This is a genomic window from Sphingomonas sp. NFX23, assembly GCF_049887795.1.
In the GTDB taxonomy this organism is placed as follows: Bacteria; Pseudomonadota; Alphaproteobacteria; order Sphingomonadales; family Sphingomonadaceae; genus Sphingomonas.
Genome location: NZ_JAGEKH010000008.1, coordinates 159,061 through 175,977, shown reverse-complemented (window position 1 = coordinate 175,977; position 16,917 = coordinate 159,061). Strand labels below are relative to the sequence as shown.

Here is a 16,917-nt window from a genome sequence, read left to right as displayed (position 1 = left end):
CCCTGCGGCCGCGACGTCCTCGCGCGCTTCCCGGATGCCGAGCTCGTCGAAGTCGCGAGCCACTGGAAAATCCCTAAGCTAACCCGGCGCTGGCGGAGGATTGGCTGCGGGTAAAGCGCGATAACCTCTGTCATCCGTATTCGCGTGCATTCGTCACGCGCACGACGTTCATTCGATGATTGTTATGGCAAAGTGGTAACACGGCCGATCTACAAGATGACCGTTTGGCACAGGCGTTTCGCTTGGCTAAACGGGTTCAGCGTCGAAAAAATTGTCCGGGCAAAAATCCTAGCCGTATATCCTGCGCTTCGTCGTCCCTCTTGGCGCCGCCACCTGCGAGCTACGTCACCGGCACCGTAGCGCCCGCCAACGGAGATTCCCGAGCACTCTCGCATAGATAAACACTTAGATCGGCGAGCGGCATGGGACGGCCATAAAGGTACCCCTGCGCTGTTGGGCAGCCACAGGCGCATAACAGGTCGCGTTGCGCTTCGGTCTCGACGCCTTCCGCGATGACTTCAACCCCAAGACTGGTTGCTAAATATACCATCGCGTTGACCACTGCGGCATCGACCCGATCCGTGCAGATATCGCGAATAAAACTTCGATCGATCTTGAGCCGGCTAAGCGGATAGCGCTTGAGGAGGCTGAGCGATGCAAAACCGGTCCCGAAATCATCGAAAGCGATTCCCACGCCCGCCTTTCGCAGCGCGCGCAACGGCGTCAGCATGGTGTCGTCGTGGCGCAGGACGATATTCTCGGTAATCTCCAGTTCCAGCGCCTCGGGGGGCAAGCCGGTCCGCGCAAGGACCGCGGCGACGTCGATCGCCAGCCGCCCCGTACTGAACTGAGCGCCGAACACGTTGACACCTACTACGAGATCAGGGGCCTTACGGCGCATCTCGACGGCTTGAGCGCATGCGGTCTCCATGACCCACTGCCCAATTTCCGGCGCGAGAAGGCCGCTCTCGACTGTCGGGAGAAAATCATTGGGCGGGAGCAAGCCCTGTACCGGGTGACGCCAGCGTAGAAGCGCCTCAACGCCAAGCAGTGCACCATCAGCCATCCGAACCTGCGGCTGGTAGAACAGCTCAAACTCGTTTTCATCGATCGCTCGGCGCAACTCGCCTTCGAATGCCCGGCGATTGATAGCCGCGTCGCGCAGCGGGGAAGCAAAAAACCGCCGACAGTTTCGTCCCTCACTCTTTGCCTGGTACATGGCGAGGTCTGCCGCTGAGAGAAGGTCTTCAGCGAATTCTCCATCGTTCGGCCCAAAGGCGATGCCGATGCTGGCACCGATATGAGCCATTTGCCCGTCGCTGACGCACGGCACCCCGATCGCAGCGATGACACAGTCGGCAGTCGCTCCGACGGCTGCCCGATCTGGGCTATCCGGCATCAGAATGGCAAACTCATCGCCGCCGAGGCGGACTACTGTATCGATGGGCCGAACACATTCGAGAATGCGCGCCGCGACCTGGCGCAGTACAGTGTCGCCAGCGGTGTGCCCGAGCGTATCGTTGACGTTCTTGAAGCCATCGAGATCGACCATCAGAACCGCAAGGGGTTCGGTTTTCGCACACTCGCCGATCCGGTTGAGTAGGACCGCCCGGTTCGGAAGGCCGGTCAGACTGTCGAGGTGGGCCAGGTTGAAAAGCCTGGTCTGATTGGCGCGACGTTCGCCTATGTCCCGGATAATGGCACCGAAGCTTGCCTGGTCCCCTTCGCGCCACATCGACAAGGAGAGTTCGATTGGAAACTCTGACCCATCCTGACGCCCGGCATCCAGTTCAACGGTCGTACCGACGAGCCGCGGCTTGCCGCCAGCCGCAACCCGCTGCAGCCCGCCACCGTGGCCGCCGCGCATGCGTTCCGGCACGATGATGTCGAGGCTTTTGCCCACCGCCTCGTCTGCGGTAAACCCGAACAGCCGCTCGCACGCAGCATTCCAGAAAGTGATATCACCGTGATGGTCGGCACAGATGATGCCGTCGGGTGATGTAGCGGCAATGTTTTCGAACCGAGTCTGGCCTATCGCCCCTGCCACCGCCAAGCGGCGTATCTCGAGCCTGTCCGTCACGATCCTGGCGAGCGACTGAAGGTTGGCCCTGTCCCTGTTGGAAAAGCCGTTCCTTGGCCGGTGATCGATGATGCAGAGAGAGCCGATTGCAAATCCGCCAGGCGAGCGCAGCGGAACGCCGGCATAGAAGCGGATATGGGGGCTGTTATTTACAAGCGGATTGGTCGCGAAGCGTGGGTCCAGCAATGCATCGGGAATGACAAGGATATCGGTCTGGGCGATAGCATGCGCGCAGAAGGAAACGTCGCGGGCAGTCTCACAGACATCAAGGCCGATGCGCGCCTTGAACGTTTGGGTATCGCGCTCGATAAGTGACACCAGTGCGATGGGAACGTCGAACAGCCGTGCCGCGAGCTTAACCATCTCATTGAGATCGACATCGTCGCTGTCGCTGAGCAGATCATATTCCGCTAGCGCTGCCAATCGGGCGTCTTCATTAAAGAGATGGGGAGCCGATCGCATGTTTTTCCCGACGCTGGGGTTCGTCCGCTTCCGACATTAAACTTATAATCTCAACACCGCGTTACTGGGCATAGGCATAGCGTGCGGGGTCATGCTTGCAGGTGAGCACCGCCTGCGGATCCGTTGGCGAAATGCTGACGGGCTCGGTAGACTGGCAATAACGATTCCAACTACCGCGAGTTCTGAAGATGGTCGCTTAGGGCGTTCGAGATGAACCTGCCGCTATGCCAATAGCCTAGATGGCAAGGTGAGGGTTGCCAGCGCGCCGCCCTGCGGTTCAATCTGGAAGCGGCCGCCCTGACCGCTAGCCAGTGTCGTCGCTATGCGCAAACCCAGGCTCCTGGTTTCGTCATGCACGAAACCTTCTGGCAACCCATGCCCATCGTCGTGAACGGTAATAGCCGCACCTTCAGAATACCGGCCAACTCCGACTGAAATTCGTCCAATTCGACCATCGCGAAAGCCATGCTCGATTGCATTGGCGACCGCCTCGGCAATGACAAGAGCAGTGGGAATGGCTGCATCCGGTTGGAGCCGAAGCTCCTTATCGCCTTGCACTTCGAGCATGAGATCGTCTCGGCCACTTGCTTCGATAACACCCTGGCACAGCTCACCAAGGAAGGGCAGCAGCGGCTGAGCAAGACCTGAAGGGTCATATATTTGCCTGCTAATGCGTCCGATCAGGGCAAGGCGGCGTGTCGCCTCGTCCAGAGCCGCCTTTCCCTTTGGATCGTCCAGCGTGCGCTTCTGCATGTTGAGTAGCCCTGCTGCGACCTGTAGATTGTTCGACACACGGTGTTGTAGCTCGCGAAACAGCAGTTCCCGCGTATCGGCCAGCGAACGGCTTAGCTCGCGTTCACGGGCAAGCTGCTGATTGGCTGACTGCATCCAATGTACGAGCGCCAAGTCCGTGGCGACGACAAGCACGTAGAAGGCGAGGGCAAAGGCCGTGCCTCGCATTACCCCAAAGCTGTAAGTTGGTGGTATGAAGAAGTACCAGGCGAGCATGCCGCACAGAGCGGCCGATACCACGCCCAATCGCACCCCGAACAGGAACGAAGTAATGATCACGGCTGGGAAGAAGGTGACGTAGGGAAAGCCCGGCGGGAGCAGGGAGTCCGTCACCATCCGCAGCGCCAGCGCACCGTAGACGATCGCCAGCATAACAACCGTGCCCAGAAGCGGGCGGTCGCGTGCAACCGGCAACTGCTCGATCCAGCGTGTTCGTCGTTTCGGATCAGCAGGTTGATTCATAACGCGTCTGGTACGATCTTTAATGCTTGCCGTCATTGTCCGTCTTTGTCGCCCCCCTGAGTTTTCGGCGTCTCATATGCCACCCATCGCCGGTCCTGCCTGATCGTGGGCGATCCATGTCACGCAACCCGTCACTCGATCTGTGCGTAGAAAAGGCTATGGCTTAACGTACGTTTCAAAACATCCTCTCACTGACCCCGTATATGACAGAAAAATCACGGGCCTGCTTCGTAAGCTTGCGCTAGGTTAATTTTTCAGATGCATAGCGTTCAAAATACGCCAATCTTCGAACTTTGTCGTCCCAAGGATTGTTCTTGATCAATATTCTCTCGCCGTTCGTAGACCAGCTTGGATCGTACGCCCCCTTAAATGAAAGCGATAAAGCAGCCATTTTTTCGCTCCCAGTCAGCGTCCGAACCTTCGACAGAGAAACTCAGGTTGCCCGGCAGGGAGACATTGACAGCTCGTTCTTGGTATTGGTTGAGGGCTTCGCTACTCGTCAAAAACTGACGGGCAATGGTAGGCGGCAGCTTTTGTCCCTCGATCTCCCAGGAGACCCGCTAAACCTTTCGGTGCTGTTCCTGTCGTCAGCGGATTACGGCGTTCTCGCATTGGCGAATGCGAAAATCGCCTTTGTCCCTCGCCAGCCCGTTATCGAACTCTTGAACGCCCATGCATCCATAATGCATGCATTCTTCAAATCGGCACTTGTCGATGCATCAATAACTCGTGAGGCCGTACTCAATCACGGACAACGAGATGCTCTCGCCCGTCTTGCACATTTTCTGTGTCAGTATGTGGCACGTATGGAGGCACGTGACTTAACAAGCCAAGGGGAATTCAAGTTGCCCTTTTCACAAGGACAGCTTGGAGATGCAACAGGGTTAACTGCAGTACATGTCAATAGGATGCTTAGCAGACTAGTCGACGCTGGTTTAATTACACACAAAGGCCGGTCTTTCAAGATATTAAACGTTGCTGCGTTGAAACGAGCTGGCGACTTCAAAGACGAATATTTATTTCTGAAGAAGCCCGCATAATATATCCGCAAGGTTCTGCGACATTCCATTAAGCCAATTAGCTATTTCTGCCGATATTGATTTGCAGTTGTCATCGGAGACGTTTAACGACCTGGGAAGACTCTCAATCAGCTGTTTTCGCGGAAGTGCGGGCTGCTGCAGCAGCAGAGTTATCCGATGCATTCGGCAACCTGAATGTCTGGAATGTGAAAATTGTGTTGGAAAAGTCGGCCTTGTTACGGGGCAAAATTAAGCCGCCTTTTCAGCACAATCAGGCGTTAGCGGTCTGGTTGCTTTTGAGTTGTCCGCCACGCCCTGTCGTAAAACACACGATTGTCGCCAGGCGGTAGGTTAGGCGACCGGGGCTGCCCCAACCTATGCGTGACACATGCGACAAACCCTGTCGCTTTGTCCGACTGTACGGAAACCAAAATCCGGAGGTTTTCCGTCACCTACCAAAATGGGCGGGAAGTCACGCTTAGCGTCAATCCGGGTATACCCTGAGTGGGCAGAGGCTTTGGTACACGAAACCCGTTCAATCAGGGTCGGTAGCAGCTAAAATGGACACCTCATTATGAGGGTCTAGAGTCTGCCTGAACACATTAGCGCTGCGCTACTGACTCAGCCGCCCGGATCGCTGCGTCAGCCTCTGCCTGTAGACGGCGATCACGAGCAATCTTGGCGAGCAGCGTTCGACTGCACCCAGTCGCATCCATTATATCGCGCCAGCTTCGGCCATCGCGGAGAAGGCTCGAGATCGCCGCGTTGCGGGTCTTGTTCTCGGGGCGTCCCTTATAAAGGCCCGCTGCCTTGGCTTTCGCAGTGCCTTCGGCCTGTCGACGACGGCGATCCTCATAGTCCTTGCGGGCAACCGCGGCGAGTACGTCCAGCATCATGGCGTTGACCGCTGCGAACATTCGGCCAGTGAACTCATCGGTCGGTGCCGTCAGGATCCAGGACGTCGGCAGGTCGAGCGCGACGATCCGGACCTGCTTGGTGTCGAGCAGATTGCGCAGCTTGATCCAGTCCGGTGAGGTCAGGCGAGAAAGCCGATCAACCTGCTCGACCAGGAGCACGTCTCCAGGCTCGCAATCCGATAGCAGGCGGAACAGCTCGGGCCGGTGAAGCTTGGCACCACTTTCGTTTTCGACATAACGGGCCGCAATCCTAAGCCCGTGCTCCGTCGCAAACACGTCGAGGGCACTCTTGGCGCGCGACGCGTCCTGTTCGGAGGTAGATGCGCGAAGATAGGCTCGGATGAACATGCCGCAGTCTGCTATATGTGGTACTTATTAGTCCAGTCCTTTTTACGCAGTCAGGACGGTAATAAAGCACCAGCGATTGGGGGTCTGCGAAAGGCATACCCAAGAAACATTGGTACTTAATCGATCAATGTCGCGATCTGTCGCGGAACGGGCAGGGGGGGGCTGTCGAGCGTGGGCACCCCGACATGGATCTATCGCAGCCACTGGCTTTCCCGAAACTCCCTTTCCATGACGCCATTTCGGAAATGAATTTGGGAACAGATTTTGCGAAAGCGGCGTACATGAGGAGCAGGGCTATCTGAACGACGCCAGCTATCCCACTGACCCGATTTACTCGGGCATCATCCTCTCGGCGATCAGCTTCTCGACAGCGATGTTCACCGCGCTGTTCGCGCTTGCCCGAACCGCCCGCTGGGTCGCATCGTGGAACAAAATGGTCTCGGACCCGGCAAAGTTCGGCCGTCCGCGCCAGCTCGACACCGGCCCGACCAAGCGCAGCTACGTACCGGGCGTTAAGCGCGGTAAAACCGCGCCAAGCCAAAGCTGATACAACACTGGCGTGATCGTTTCGAGGCGATTGCTCGTATCGATCAAAAGCAGGGGCCCTTTTGGCTTGACTGTACGATCGTACTGTTTAGGGATGGGGCATCGTCGAAAAGACGAAGGAGAGGTTAATGAGCGCGTTCGGAATCGGACAAGCTGTCCGTCGCGGCGAGGATCGACGCTTCGTAACAGGGCGTGGAAGCTACGTTGACGATTTGCGCGTTCCTCAGCTCGCCTATGCGGCTGTCGTCTATTCGTCCCATGCTCATGGCCTCATTCGATCGGTGAACGTCGAAGCCGCGCGGCACGCAGACGGCGTCCTTGACGTGTTGACTGGAATGGACGCTTTGGCCGATGGAATCGGCGGGCTTCCCCCCTACTTCATGCCCGCGGACATGGGTGGGCCACCTGGCTATCGGACGATCCGGCCAATTCTGGTGAGCGAGCGAGTCCGCTGCGTTGGGGATCGTATTGCTGTGGTTGTGGCGGAAACGCTTCGAGCGGCTCGCGATGCGGCGGGCCTCATTGAAGTCGAGATAGACGCTCTTCCCGCGGTTACTACGCCCGATGGCGCCGCACGGCGCGGAGCTCCCCTAGTGTGGGATGAGTGCGCGTCCAATTCCTGTTTCACCCTCGCGTTCGGCAATGCAGCTTCAACTGACGCTGCCTTCTCAGACGCCGCCCACGTCGTCAGTCTGACGATCCGGAACAACCGGATATCTGCCAATTCGATCGAGCCGCGAGCGGCGGTCGGCATCGTCGACCCGGCCGACGGCAGGATGACGCTGCACACCAGCTCGCAAAATCCCCACGGCGTTCGCAAGATGCTCGCTGATGCGGTTTTCGGCATTCCTGAGGCCGATCTGCGCGTGATCTCGCCTGACGTGGGAGGTGGGTTCGGGATGAAGGCGGATGCCTACCCGGAGGACGCGATAGTTCTTTGGGCATCGCGTCGGGTCGGCCGGCCGGTGAAATGGGTCGCGACACGTTCGGAAGCGCTCATGGGCGACAATCACGGGCGCGATCAGGTGGCGGAGGCCTCTTTGGCCCTGGACGCGGAGGGGCGGGCCCTGGGGCTGCGCGTCGAGGCGAGGCATGCCCTCGGGGCGTATGTTGCATCGGCAACGGTCGCGCCCATCACCTATTCGATGCGTATGTTCCCTGGGGTGTATGATATTCCTGCGGTGCATGTGAGCAACACTGCTACATTCACGAATTGCTCGCCGACCGGCCCTTATCGCGGAGCGGGTCGCCCGGAGGCGTGCTTCACTCTCGAAAGGTTGATGGACGAGGCGGCGGATCGGATCGGCATGGATCGCGTGGAGATCCGGCGTCGTAATCTGATCGCGTCTGCGGCGATGCCGTATACGACCGCAACGGGCGTCACCTATGATAGTGGCGACTTCGTCGGGATGATGGATCGATGCCTCGAGCTTTCCGACTGGGAGGGGTTTGAGGGGCGTCGCGCGACAACCGAGGCTGCGGGTCTGGTGCGCGGTCGTGCGGTCACCTGCTATGTCGAAAGCGCAGGCGTGTTCAACGACCGGATGGAACTGCGCTTCGATCCCCAGGGCAACGTAACCATACTCGCAGGAACGCATAGTCACGGCCAGGGACATGCCACCGTGTTCCCTCAGCTCGTCCACGAGTGGCTTGGCGTTCCGTACGAGACGATCCGGTATATTCAGGGCGATACCGACAAGGTGGCGTTTGGCCGCGGTACCTATGCGGCGCGTAGTTCGATGCTTGGTGGAACGGCCCTGCACGCGGCCGCCCAGGAGGCGATCGCGAGGGGGCGCCGGATGGCGGCCCACCTTCTTGATGTCGACGAGGGCACAATCGGATTCGCCGACGGCGTCTTCTCCGCAACGGGCACGAACAGGTCGTTGTCATTCGCTGATGTCGCGAAGGCCTTCTTCCGCCCTGTCGGCCTTCCTGGCGGACAATCGGTCGGTTTCACCGTGACCGGCTCCGCGGGGGGCGAGGCGCCGAATTTTCCAAATGGGGCGCATATCTGCGAAGTCGAGGTCGACCCCGAGACAGGGCAGATACACATCGATCGCTACACCGTTGTCGATGACGTCGGTCGCGTCCTCAACCCGATGATCTGTGAAGGCCAGATCGTGGGCGGAATCGCCCAGGGGCTGGGACAGGCACTCCTCGAACAGGTCGCCTACGATCCGGAAAGTGGTCAGCTCATAAGCGGCAGCTTCAGTGACTACGGGATGCCACGTGCGGAGATGATGCCGAAGCATATCGTGTCGGAACTCGCCGAAGTCCCCTGTCTCACCAATCCAGTGGGCGTGAAGGGTGTCGGTGAATCGGGAACGATAGGCTCGCCGCCCACCTTGGTAAACGCCGTCATTGACGCCTTGCGACCGCTCGGCGTCAATGACCTGGCCATGCCACTTACTCCTGCGCGTGTCTGGTCGGCCATCGCGGCTGCCAACACCCCGTCCTTTCAGAATCAGGAAGCTGCATGAAGTTCGTCGGAGAATACCGGATCGATGCGCCTCGCGACGCGGTGTGGCGTGCGCTGAACGATCCCGAGGTACTGAGCCGGTGCTTGCCGGGATGCGAGGAGATCGTCCAGAACACTCCGACCGATTGGCAAGCGCGAGTGGTCATTCGGGTCGGCCCGGTACGCGCGAAGTTTGCGGGCCGTATCCGTCTTGAGGATCTTGACGCACCGGCGAGCTGTCGGATCGTCGGCGAGGGCAGTGGTGGTGCGGCGGGCTTTGCGCAGGGCGGTGCGGTAGTGCGGCTTGTCGAGGAGGGTGCCGCGACGATCCTCACTTATGAGGCCGAAGCACAAATCGGAGGTAAGCTCGCGCAGATCGGCTCCCGGTTAATCGACGGCTTCGCGAAACGCTACGCCGACGATTTCTTCGGTGCGTTTGCGCGCGTCGTAGGGGGCGAGGAGGCAACCGCTGAACCAACGGGGGCCGCGCAGCCGCTTGATCCGGCACCTTCGCTTAATGGCGACGGTCTTGGAGCGACCGCGGTGCTTGCGGCAGGACCGGACGTGGCACCGCCCCACGTTGCTGCAGAGCCGACGCCTTTGACGTCGCGCGCCGCGGCAGCCCCGACGCGACTACCGACCCACTCGCCCTCGCAGTTAAATCAACCTCGACGTGGATTCGATCCACAGATCTTCACGATCATCATCCTGGCGCTCCTCCTCGTCTTCATGACGATCATGTTTGCGCTCCGGCCATGAGCGCCGAATTGACCCGGCCCGTGACCCTCGAAATTAATGGGCGCACCGTCGATGCCGACGTTCCGCCGAGGATGCTGTTGGTTGACTTCTTGCGGGAATCTTTGGACCTCACCGGGACGCACGTCGGCTGTGACACGAGTCAGTGTGGCGCGTGCACCGTCCACGTCGATGGTATCGCAACCAAGAGCTGCACCATCTTCGCCGTGCAGGCGGACGGCTCCTGCGTTACGACGATCGAAGGTCTGGATCCGGAAGGCAGGCATCCGCTGCAGATGAGCTTCCAGCGCTGTCACGCCCTTCAGTGTGGCTACTGCACGCCCGGCATGATCATGGCTGCTTCGTCGTTACTCAATACTGATCCAGCTGCGGATGCAGAGGCCGTACGCGAAGCGATCGAGGGTAATCTTTGCCGGTGTACGGGGTACCAACCGATCATTGAGGCCATACTTGAAGCCGGGCGGGAGCTCCAGCTATGACGCCGTTCGACTATGTTCGTCCCACCACGCTTGTCGGAGCCATCGAAGCCTTGCGCGAGCTCGAGGATGCGCGACCGATCGCGGGGGGCATGACGCTTATTCCGACTCTGAAGCAGGGGCTGGCGGCCGTTGGTACCCTCGTCGATCTGGCTCACATCGATGAACTCTACGGGGTGCGCCGACAGGAGCAGGCGATCGAGATCGGGGCAATGACCCGCCACTACGACGTTGCGCACTCGACGATCGTTCGTGACCTGCTCCCAGGGCTGGCGACGTTGGCAAACGGGATCGGAGATCTTCAGGTTCGCAATCGTGGGACCATTGGTGGCTCGGTAGCCAATAACGATCCAGCGGCCGATTATCCAGCGGCACTGCTCGCGCTCGCGGCGACGATCGTCACCGACCGGCGGGAGATCTCCGCTGACGACTTTTTCGTCGGCATGTTCGAAACGGCACTTGAGCCGGATGAGGTCGTTACCGCGATCCGCTTTCCAACCGATCGCCGCAGTGCATATGCCAAGTTCAACAACCCGGTTTCGGGATACGCCATTGCCGGCGTGTTCGTCGCGGACGGAGACCCGTCCGGTCCCAGGGTTGCCGTGATCGGCGCTGGGGCTGTCGTGTTTCGCGCTACAGCTATCGAGGCAGGATTGGCCGCTGGTGGCGGCGCTCACGAGGCTCGCTCGATCAAATGGCCGGTCGATGGCCTCATCACCGATCTGCATGCTCCCGCCGCCTATCGCGCGCAGCTGGTGAGCGTTCTGGCTGCGCGTGCCGTGGAGAAGTTGATATGATCCGTAAAGTGCTCGTCGTGGGCGGCGGGATTGGCGGAATGGCCGCGGCAATCGAGCTTGGCCGCCGTGGCATCGCGGTCGATCTGGTCGACCTTGATCCGCATTGGCGGGTGTATGGTGCGGGCATCACGATCACCAGTCCGACTTTGAGGGCGTTCGGTGACCTTGGCATTCTCGACGCCGTCCTGCGGGACGGGTTCTCCGGGAACGGCATTCGCATCTGCACGATGGAAGGCGTTCCCGTCGATGAGGTTGCCGATCCGCCCGGCATGCCGGGTAGTGGAGGGATCATGCGGCCCATTCTTCACCGAATACTGTCCGAGCGCACGTTGGAGATCGGTACCAACGTGCGCCTGGGTTGCACGGTATCGAGCATGGATGAGGATGAGCACGGTGCCGCGGTTGTGCTTTCAGACGGTTCGAACGACCGCTACGATCTGGTCATTGGAGCCGATGGTTTGAACTCGGCCGTACGCGGACTCACATTTCCGGATGCGCCCAAGCCTGCTTACACTGGCCAATCTGTTTGGCGTTTGTTCGCTAAGCGGCCAGCCGAATTCGATCGCCGGCATTTCTTCCTGGGAGGCAAAGTCAAGATAGGCATCGCGCCGGTGTCGCAAGACAGCTTATATCTTTTTTTACTCGAAAAGACGCCACGTCATCCAATGATCCCGGATGCGGAGCTCCCGGCCATGATGGCTGCTCTGATGCAGGGCTACGGTGGTATCGTCGGTCGGCTTCGCGATGAGCTGCACGACGCCTCACCGATTGTCATGCGACCGCTCGAGGCGTTCGTGCTGCCGGGAGCGTGGCACACCGATCGTGTGTTGTTGATAGGGGATGCAGCACATCCGACGACGCCACAATTGGCATCTGGCGCAGGGATGGCCGTGGAGGACGCAGTCGTCCTCGGCCGTGAGATCGACGGTGGCGGCGAGGTTCCCGAAATCCTGCGGCGTTACCAGGCGCGACGCGATGCACGTTGCCGGCTCGTGGTCGAGAATTCATTGGAGATCGGCCGGCTGGAACAAGCCGGTGCGCCACCATCCGAGCAGACGCGGCTCGTTGCGCAATCCTTGGCGCGGCTCGCCGAACCGGTCTGATTCAGCACCGATGCAGATACCTATGGCGCGCACGCCATGCGCGCTGTACGATCGTACAGTAGGAGATAAGATGTTCGACCAGGAACCCAGCTTGCCGCCGAGGACGAGTGATCCGTCCCAGGAACGGCCTCGAACACTCGAAGAGGCGAAGGCCTGGATGCTCGACCGTACGCGTCGGCGCATTCACCCGATGAACAACCTTAGTGTCGACGACACCGCCCGGGTTGTCGAAACCCTCGACGGACTTGATCCGGTGCGCTGGGCCGCGTCGTGGAGATCGGCGGGAGAGGATGCCTGGAAGGCAGCAGAAGACACGCAAGACCTAGAGGCTCGTAGAGCGGCGTTTCTTCGGGCGCAGGGCTTCTTCTTTCTGGGGCGCTTCCCCTGTCCGAACCATCCCGACAAGCTTACCTCGGCAACGCGCGAACGTGAAGCCTATCTTGCTGCAGGTGCCCTGTTCGACAATCCAGTGGCGCGAATATCCGTGCCATTCGAAGGCAGCGAGGTCGTCTTCCTTTACCGTCGTCCCGCCGGGATCGAGCGTCCTCCGGTCATTATGATGTGGGGCGGCGTGGACGCCTGGAAGGAGCAGATGACCGCCGCAAGCGACCTAGCGCTCGCGCAAGGTGTCGCGACCATCGCACTGGACGGCCCGGGTACTGGCGAGTCCCCGGTCAAGGGTACTCCCGAAGCGGACCGTCAGTTCCTCCCCGTGATGGACTGGGCTGCGGCGCAGACGGACCTTGCCGCGAGCAAGGTGGGTCTGCTGGGCCGGTCGTTTGGCGGATACTGGGCGACCAAGCTCGCGCATGTGGTGCCTGACCGGATCGCGGGTGCGGTCAACTGGGGGGGCGGCGCCCACTTCATGTTCCAGCGCGAATGGATCGAGCGCTCACGCCATCCCGACAGTTATCTCATGGAGCTCGTCGAGACCCGCATGCGGATGCTGGGGGTTGAAGACGAAGAGGGGTACGCAGAGGCCTTCGCGCGGCTTTCGCTGCTGGACCAGGGGCTTCTCGATCAGCGTTGCGCACCCATGCTGCTGACCAATGGTCGGGGCGATACGCAATGTCCGGTCGCCGACATTGATCTCCTGGTCGGTCATGGCACCCCCAAGGCGGTCCGCATGTTCCCGGGCGGCCACATGGGCATCACACCCCAGACGATGCCGACGATCATCGACTGGTTGGTCGAACGTGTAAATATGGAGACAAGGGCATGAACGTGCGCAATTGGGTTCAGGACGTACCTTCACAGGAGGCGTTCCGATTGGGCAAGATCCTGCACAAGGTCCAACATGACCGCGTGGAGGAGACCCGGTTCTTTGCCGATCCGAAAGCGTATATCGCCGACGCCGACTTGTCCGACGAGGCGCGCCGGGCGCTTTCCGAAACCGACATCGGCGCCCTCTATCTGCTGGGCGTCAATCCCTATCTACTGCGGGCCTACTGCCTGCAGCTTCGCGTACCCGAGGCTGATTATCTGGCCGCGCTGCGCGCCGTGGAGGAACAAGCATATGGCTGAGATCGTCGGCGTTTTCGCCACTAGTCACACCCCCGTCATGAACAACATGCCCGACGCGCCGGGTGCGGAACTGCGGGACGCCGCGTTCGCGCAATTCACGCGCGTCGGCGAAGAGATAGGCGCGTTGCGACCCGACGCGGTGGTTTTGATTTCCAACGACCATCTCCACAACTTCTTCCTGGATAACATGCCTGCCTACTGCATCGGCATCGCTCCGTCGTACCCTAGCCCCGTCGAGGGCTGGTTGAAGGTAGTGAAGCAGGTGCTGCCCGGCGATGCGACGCTCGGTGCCCACATCCTCGGCGAAGTCATCGAAAACGGCTTCGACCCGGCTTTCTCGATGGAGCTGACGCTCGATCACGGTATGATGACCCCACTCGATCTGGCAGGGCTTGCGGGGCAACACCCGGTCGTTCCGATCATGGTCAACGCGGTGCAGCCGCCAATGCCGTCGATGCGGCGGAGCCTGGCTCTCGGTGCCGCCCTTCGCGCTGCGATCACGTCCTACACCGGAGCGGAGCGCGTCGCCGTCCTGGCAACAGGGGGCCTGAGCCACGATGTCGGTACACCTAGGATGGGAAGGCTCAACGAGGAGTTCGACCGAGGATTTCTGTCGCGGCTCGAGCAGGGGGGCGGCGAAGCCGTAGCCGACTTCTCGCGGGAAAACGTTAATACCGCGGGCAATGGTGCCGAAGAGGTTCGCAACTGGCTGATCGCCCATGCCATCGCTGAATGCGCGCCGTTCGAGACATACTATTATCACCCGATGACGCAGTGGTACACGGGCATCGCGCTAGGTCGTTGGAGGCTGGCGGCATGACGCTCGCTCTCCAGATTGAAGGACGTGACGATTCGCCCGCGGTCGTCCTCCTTCACGCGATTGCCACCTCGTCCAAGTTATGGGCACCACAGGTTGCGCCTCTCGGAACCGACTTCCGTGTCGTACGTGTGGATCTGCCCGGACATGGCGCCAGTCCGTTGCTACCAGGAAGCGCGGACTATGAAAGCTACGCCGACGCTGTGGTGTCGGCATTGGCGGATATCGGCATAGACAGGTTCGTGCTGGTTGGATTGTCGTTCGGGGCGATGGTTGCAATGCAGATCGCGGTCCGAAATCCGGACACGGTCGCTGGATTGGTTCTCGCCTGCTGTGCGGCATACACGCCGCCGCCGGTTGCAGCCATGTGGCGGGACCGTGTCGACGGGGTCAAAAAAGGCGGCTTGGCCGGGCAAGCGGGCGGAACACTCGGACGCTGGTTCACGCCGTCCTTTGCCGAAGCTTCGCCCCAGACGGTCGAGTGGGTACGCGGTCTGATCCTCGGGACGCCGGATGAAGGCTTCGTGGCGGCTGCGACGATGATCTCGACGCTAGATCACCGCGAGCTTCTGCCAAGAATCACGGCTCGGACCCTTGTGGTAGCTGGCGAGCATGACCAGGCGGCGCAGCCTGCCGGGCTTGCCGCCATCACCGACGCCATTCCAAACGCAAGTCTAATCACGTTGAATGCTGCTCACCTCGCCAACGTGGAGGCTCCAGTGGCATTCGGTGAAGCGATTGCCGCCTTCGCAAAGGGGCTATGATGCGGGTGGCTCTGATCCATGCCTTGCGGGAATCCGTGACGCCGATCAACGCTGCATTTGACGCTCATTGGCCCGAGGCGAGCCGAATGAACGTGCTCGACGATAGCTTGTCCGCGGACCGCGCTCGCGATGGGCAATTGAGCGACGCGTTGATCGAACGATTCCTGGTACTGGGCCGCTATGTCCGTGACGCGGGAGCAGATGCGATCCTATTTACCTGTTCTGCGTTTGGGCCTGCAATCGACGCTGTGGCCGCGGATCTCAGACCGTTACCTGTTCACAAGCCAAACACCGCTATGATTGCGGCGGCAGGGGATTTCGGCCGCGTCGGCCTGCTTGCCAGTTTCGCACCGACGTTGGAAAGCATGGTTCGGGAGTTTAACTCTGCTCAGACCGTTGTAACGTGTCATTGCGGTGGGGCACTAGAAGCGCTGCAAGCCGGCAACGGTGACGAGCATGATAGGATTGCCGCAGAGGCCGCTATTACGACACTCAGCGAATGCGATGTGATTGCACTCGCTCAATTCAGCCTTGCTCGTGCAGCCAAGAAGGTGGCACAGGCGACGGGTAAGCCTGTGCTCACTACACCCGAATGTGCTGTACTATCGCTGCGGGCGGAGATGCTCAAATAAACGGCCGCCGCCAACATCGTGATCGCGGGTAAGGCGGCTATGCGGAACCCAGCGCGGGCTAAGCCGTAAGCGTGGTCTGAAGGTCGCCTTGTAGGCGGAGCGTTGAACGGGTTGATGGCAGCTCTTTGAACGGGGCCGTTATGTCAGACGAGACTATCGAACCAGCCGCAGATGTAGCGAGTAGTCATACGACCGGTCGTATCGAGATTGTCGGTCGGGTGTCGGGTCGACGCCGCTGGACGGTCGAGCAGAAGCTGGCGATCCTACGCGATGCGTTTGGGCCGGATGGGTCGGTCATGGCGGCGGTCGAGCGTCACGAGGTCGGCAGCGGCGCGATCTACACCTGGCGGCGTCAAGCTATGTCGGGTGCGCTGGGCGGAGTGCCGGCCCGGCCTCAGGCCACATTTACCGAAGTCCGGATCAGCGAGCCGCCCGTGATGCTGCCGGCGCCGCCCGCCGAGGTGTCAGCGGACGCCCGGACCGCGGGGCAGATCGGCATCGAGCTGCCTTCGGGTGTGCGACTGACCGTCGACGGCACGGTCGACGCCGAGGCGCTATCGCGTGTGATCGGCGTGCTGGCACGATGATCCCGCAGCCGACATCGACGCGGATATTCCTGGCGTGCGGCGTCACCGACATGCGCAAGGGCTTCGATGGCCTGGCGGTACTGGTGCAGCAGGTGCTCCGGGAGAAACCACATTCCGGTGCGCTGTTCGCGTTCCGTGGCAAGCGCGGCGACCTGATCAAATTGCTGTGGTTCGACGGTCAGGGACTCTGCCTGTTTTCGAAGCGGATGGACCAGGGGCGTTTCGTCTGGCCGGTGACCGCGACCGGCACAGTGGCGCTGACATCGGCGCAGGTGTCGATGCTTCTGGAAGGCATCGACTGGCGCCGCCCAGAGCGGACATGGGCACCAACATTGGCCGGCTGAAAACATAGCTTTTCCGCCAATTTTGCTCGTGTG

The 16,917-nt window shown here is 60.5% G+C and carries 16 protein-coding genes and 1 pseudogene; 14 read left to right on the top strand and 3 right to left on the bottom strand.

Annotated features, from left to right (window positions below; all coding sequences use genetic code 11):
* Positions 1-340 precede the first annotated feature (340 nt).
* Positions 341-2,542 carry a putative bifunctional diguanylate cyclase/phosphodiesterase gene (locus J4O76_RS20670; protein ID WP_426283940.1) on the bottom strand — a complete coding sequence of 734 codons (2,202 nt, stop codon included), beginning with the start codon at positions 2,540-2,542 and terminating at the stop codon, positions 341-343.
* 222 nt (positions 2,543-2,764) lie between these two features.
* Positions 2,765-3,832, bottom strand: coding sequence for a sensor histidine kinase (locus J4O76_RS20665; RefSeq protein ID WP_426283939.1), 1,068 nt, complete (start codon positions 3,830-3,832; stop codon positions 2,765-2,767).
* 278 nt (positions 3,833-4,110) lie between these two features.
* Here J4O76_RS20665 and J4O76_RS20660 point away from each other — a divergent pair, with 278 nt between their 5' ends.
* Positions 4,111-4,836, top strand: a complete 726-nt coding sequence (locus J4O76_RS20660) for a Crp/Fnr family transcriptional regulator (protein ID WP_426283938.1) — start codon at positions 4,111-4,113, stop codon at positions 4,834-4,836.
* 581 nt (positions 4,837-5,417) lie between these two features.
* Here J4O76_RS20660 and J4O76_RS20655 read toward each other — a convergent pair.
* Positions 5,418-6,080: a recombinase family protein gene (locus J4O76_RS20655; protein WP_426283937.1), complete on the bottom strand. Its 663-nt coding sequence runs from the start codon at positions 6,078-6,080 to the stop codon at positions 5,418-5,420.
* Positions 6,081-6,402: 322 nt separating this feature from the next.
* Here J4O76_RS20655 and J4O76_RS20650 point away from each other — a divergent pair.
* The 13 genes and pseudogenes from J4O76_RS20650 to tnpB form a co-directional block, all read left to right on the top strand.
* A pseudogene (locus tag J4O76_RS20650) lies at positions 6,403-6,627 on the top strand (citrate/2-methylcitrate synthase); the annotation flags it as partial.
* Between the two features lie 127 nt (positions 6,628-6,754).
* On the top strand, positions 6,755-9,106 hold the full coding sequence (locus J4O76_RS20645) for a xanthine dehydrogenase family protein molybdopterin-binding subunit (protein ID WP_426283936.1): 2,352 nt from the start codon (positions 6,755-6,757) through the stop codon (positions 9,104-9,106).
* Positions 9,103-9,843, top strand: a complete 741-nt coding sequence (locus J4O76_RS20640; protein WP_426283935.1) for an SRPBCC domain-containing protein — start codon at positions 9,103-9,105, stop codon at positions 9,841-9,843. The genes J4O76_RS20645 and J4O76_RS20640 overlap by 4 nt, the downstream gene beginning before the upstream one ends.
* On the top strand, positions 9,840-10,319 hold the full coding sequence (locus J4O76_RS20635; protein ID WP_426283934.1) for a (2Fe-2S)-binding protein: 480 nt from the start codon (positions 9,840-9,842) through the stop codon (positions 10,317-10,319). Before J4O76_RS20640 ends, J4O76_RS20635 begins: the two co-directional genes overlap by 4 nt.
* Positions 10,316-11,113 (top strand): FAD binding domain-containing protein, encoded by a 798-nt coding sequence (locus J4O76_RS20630; RefSeq protein ID WP_426283932.1) that lies wholly within the window; start codon positions 10,316-10,318, stop codon positions 11,111-11,113. Before J4O76_RS20635 ends, J4O76_RS20630 begins: the two co-directional genes overlap by 4 nt.
* Positions 11,110-12,216, top strand: a complete 1,107-nt coding sequence (locus J4O76_RS20625) for an FAD-dependent monooxygenase (protein ID WP_426283931.1) — start codon at positions 11,110-11,112, stop codon at positions 12,214-12,216. Before J4O76_RS20630 ends, J4O76_RS20625 begins: the two co-directional genes overlap by 4 nt.
* Before the next feature lie 70 nt (positions 12,217-12,286).
* Entirely contained in the window at positions 12,287-13,438 is a 1,152-nt protein-coding gene (locus J4O76_RS20620; protein WP_426283930.1) for an alpha/beta fold hydrolase, read from the top strand.
* Entirely contained in the window at positions 13,435-13,740 is a 306-nt protein-coding gene (locus J4O76_RS20615; RefSeq protein ID WP_426283929.1) for a hypothetical protein, read from the top strand. The genes J4O76_RS20620 and J4O76_RS20615 overlap by 4 nt, the downstream gene beginning before the upstream one ends.
* Positions 13,733-14,560 (top strand): 2,3-dihydroxyphenylpropionate 1,2-dioxygenase, encoded by an 828-nt coding sequence (locus tag J4O76_RS20610; RefSeq protein WP_426283928.1) that lies wholly within the window; start codon positions 13,733-13,735, stop codon positions 14,558-14,560. The genes J4O76_RS20615 and J4O76_RS20610 overlap by 8 nt, the downstream gene beginning before the upstream one ends.
* On the top strand, positions 14,557-15,321 hold the full coding sequence (locus J4O76_RS20605; RefSeq protein ID WP_426283927.1) for an alpha/beta fold hydrolase: 765 nt from the start codon (positions 14,557-14,559) through the stop codon (positions 15,319-15,321). Before J4O76_RS20610 ends, J4O76_RS20605 begins: the two co-directional genes overlap by 4 nt.
* On the top strand, positions 15,321-15,953 hold the full coding sequence (locus tag J4O76_RS20600; protein ID WP_426284010.1) for an aspartate/glutamate racemase family protein: 633 nt from the start codon (positions 15,321-15,323) through the stop codon (positions 15,951-15,953). Before J4O76_RS20605 ends, J4O76_RS20600 begins: the two co-directional genes overlap by 1 nt.
* A 140-nt stretch (positions 15,954-16,093) precedes the next feature.
* Positions 16,094-16,540, top strand: coding sequence for an IS66-like element accessory protein TnpA (tnpA, locus tag J4O76_RS20595; RefSeq protein WP_426283926.1), 447 nt, complete (start codon positions 16,094-16,096; stop codon positions 16,538-16,540).
* Positions 16,537-16,884 carry an IS66 family insertion sequence element accessory protein TnpB gene (gene tnpB, locus J4O76_RS20590; protein ID WP_426283925.1) on the top strand — a complete coding sequence of 116 codons (348 nt, stop codon included), beginning with the start codon at positions 16,537-16,539 and terminating at the stop codon, positions 16,882-16,884. Before tnpA ends, tnpB begins: the two co-directional genes overlap by 4 nt.
* The last annotated feature ends 33 nt before the right edge of the window (positions 16,885-16,917 follow it).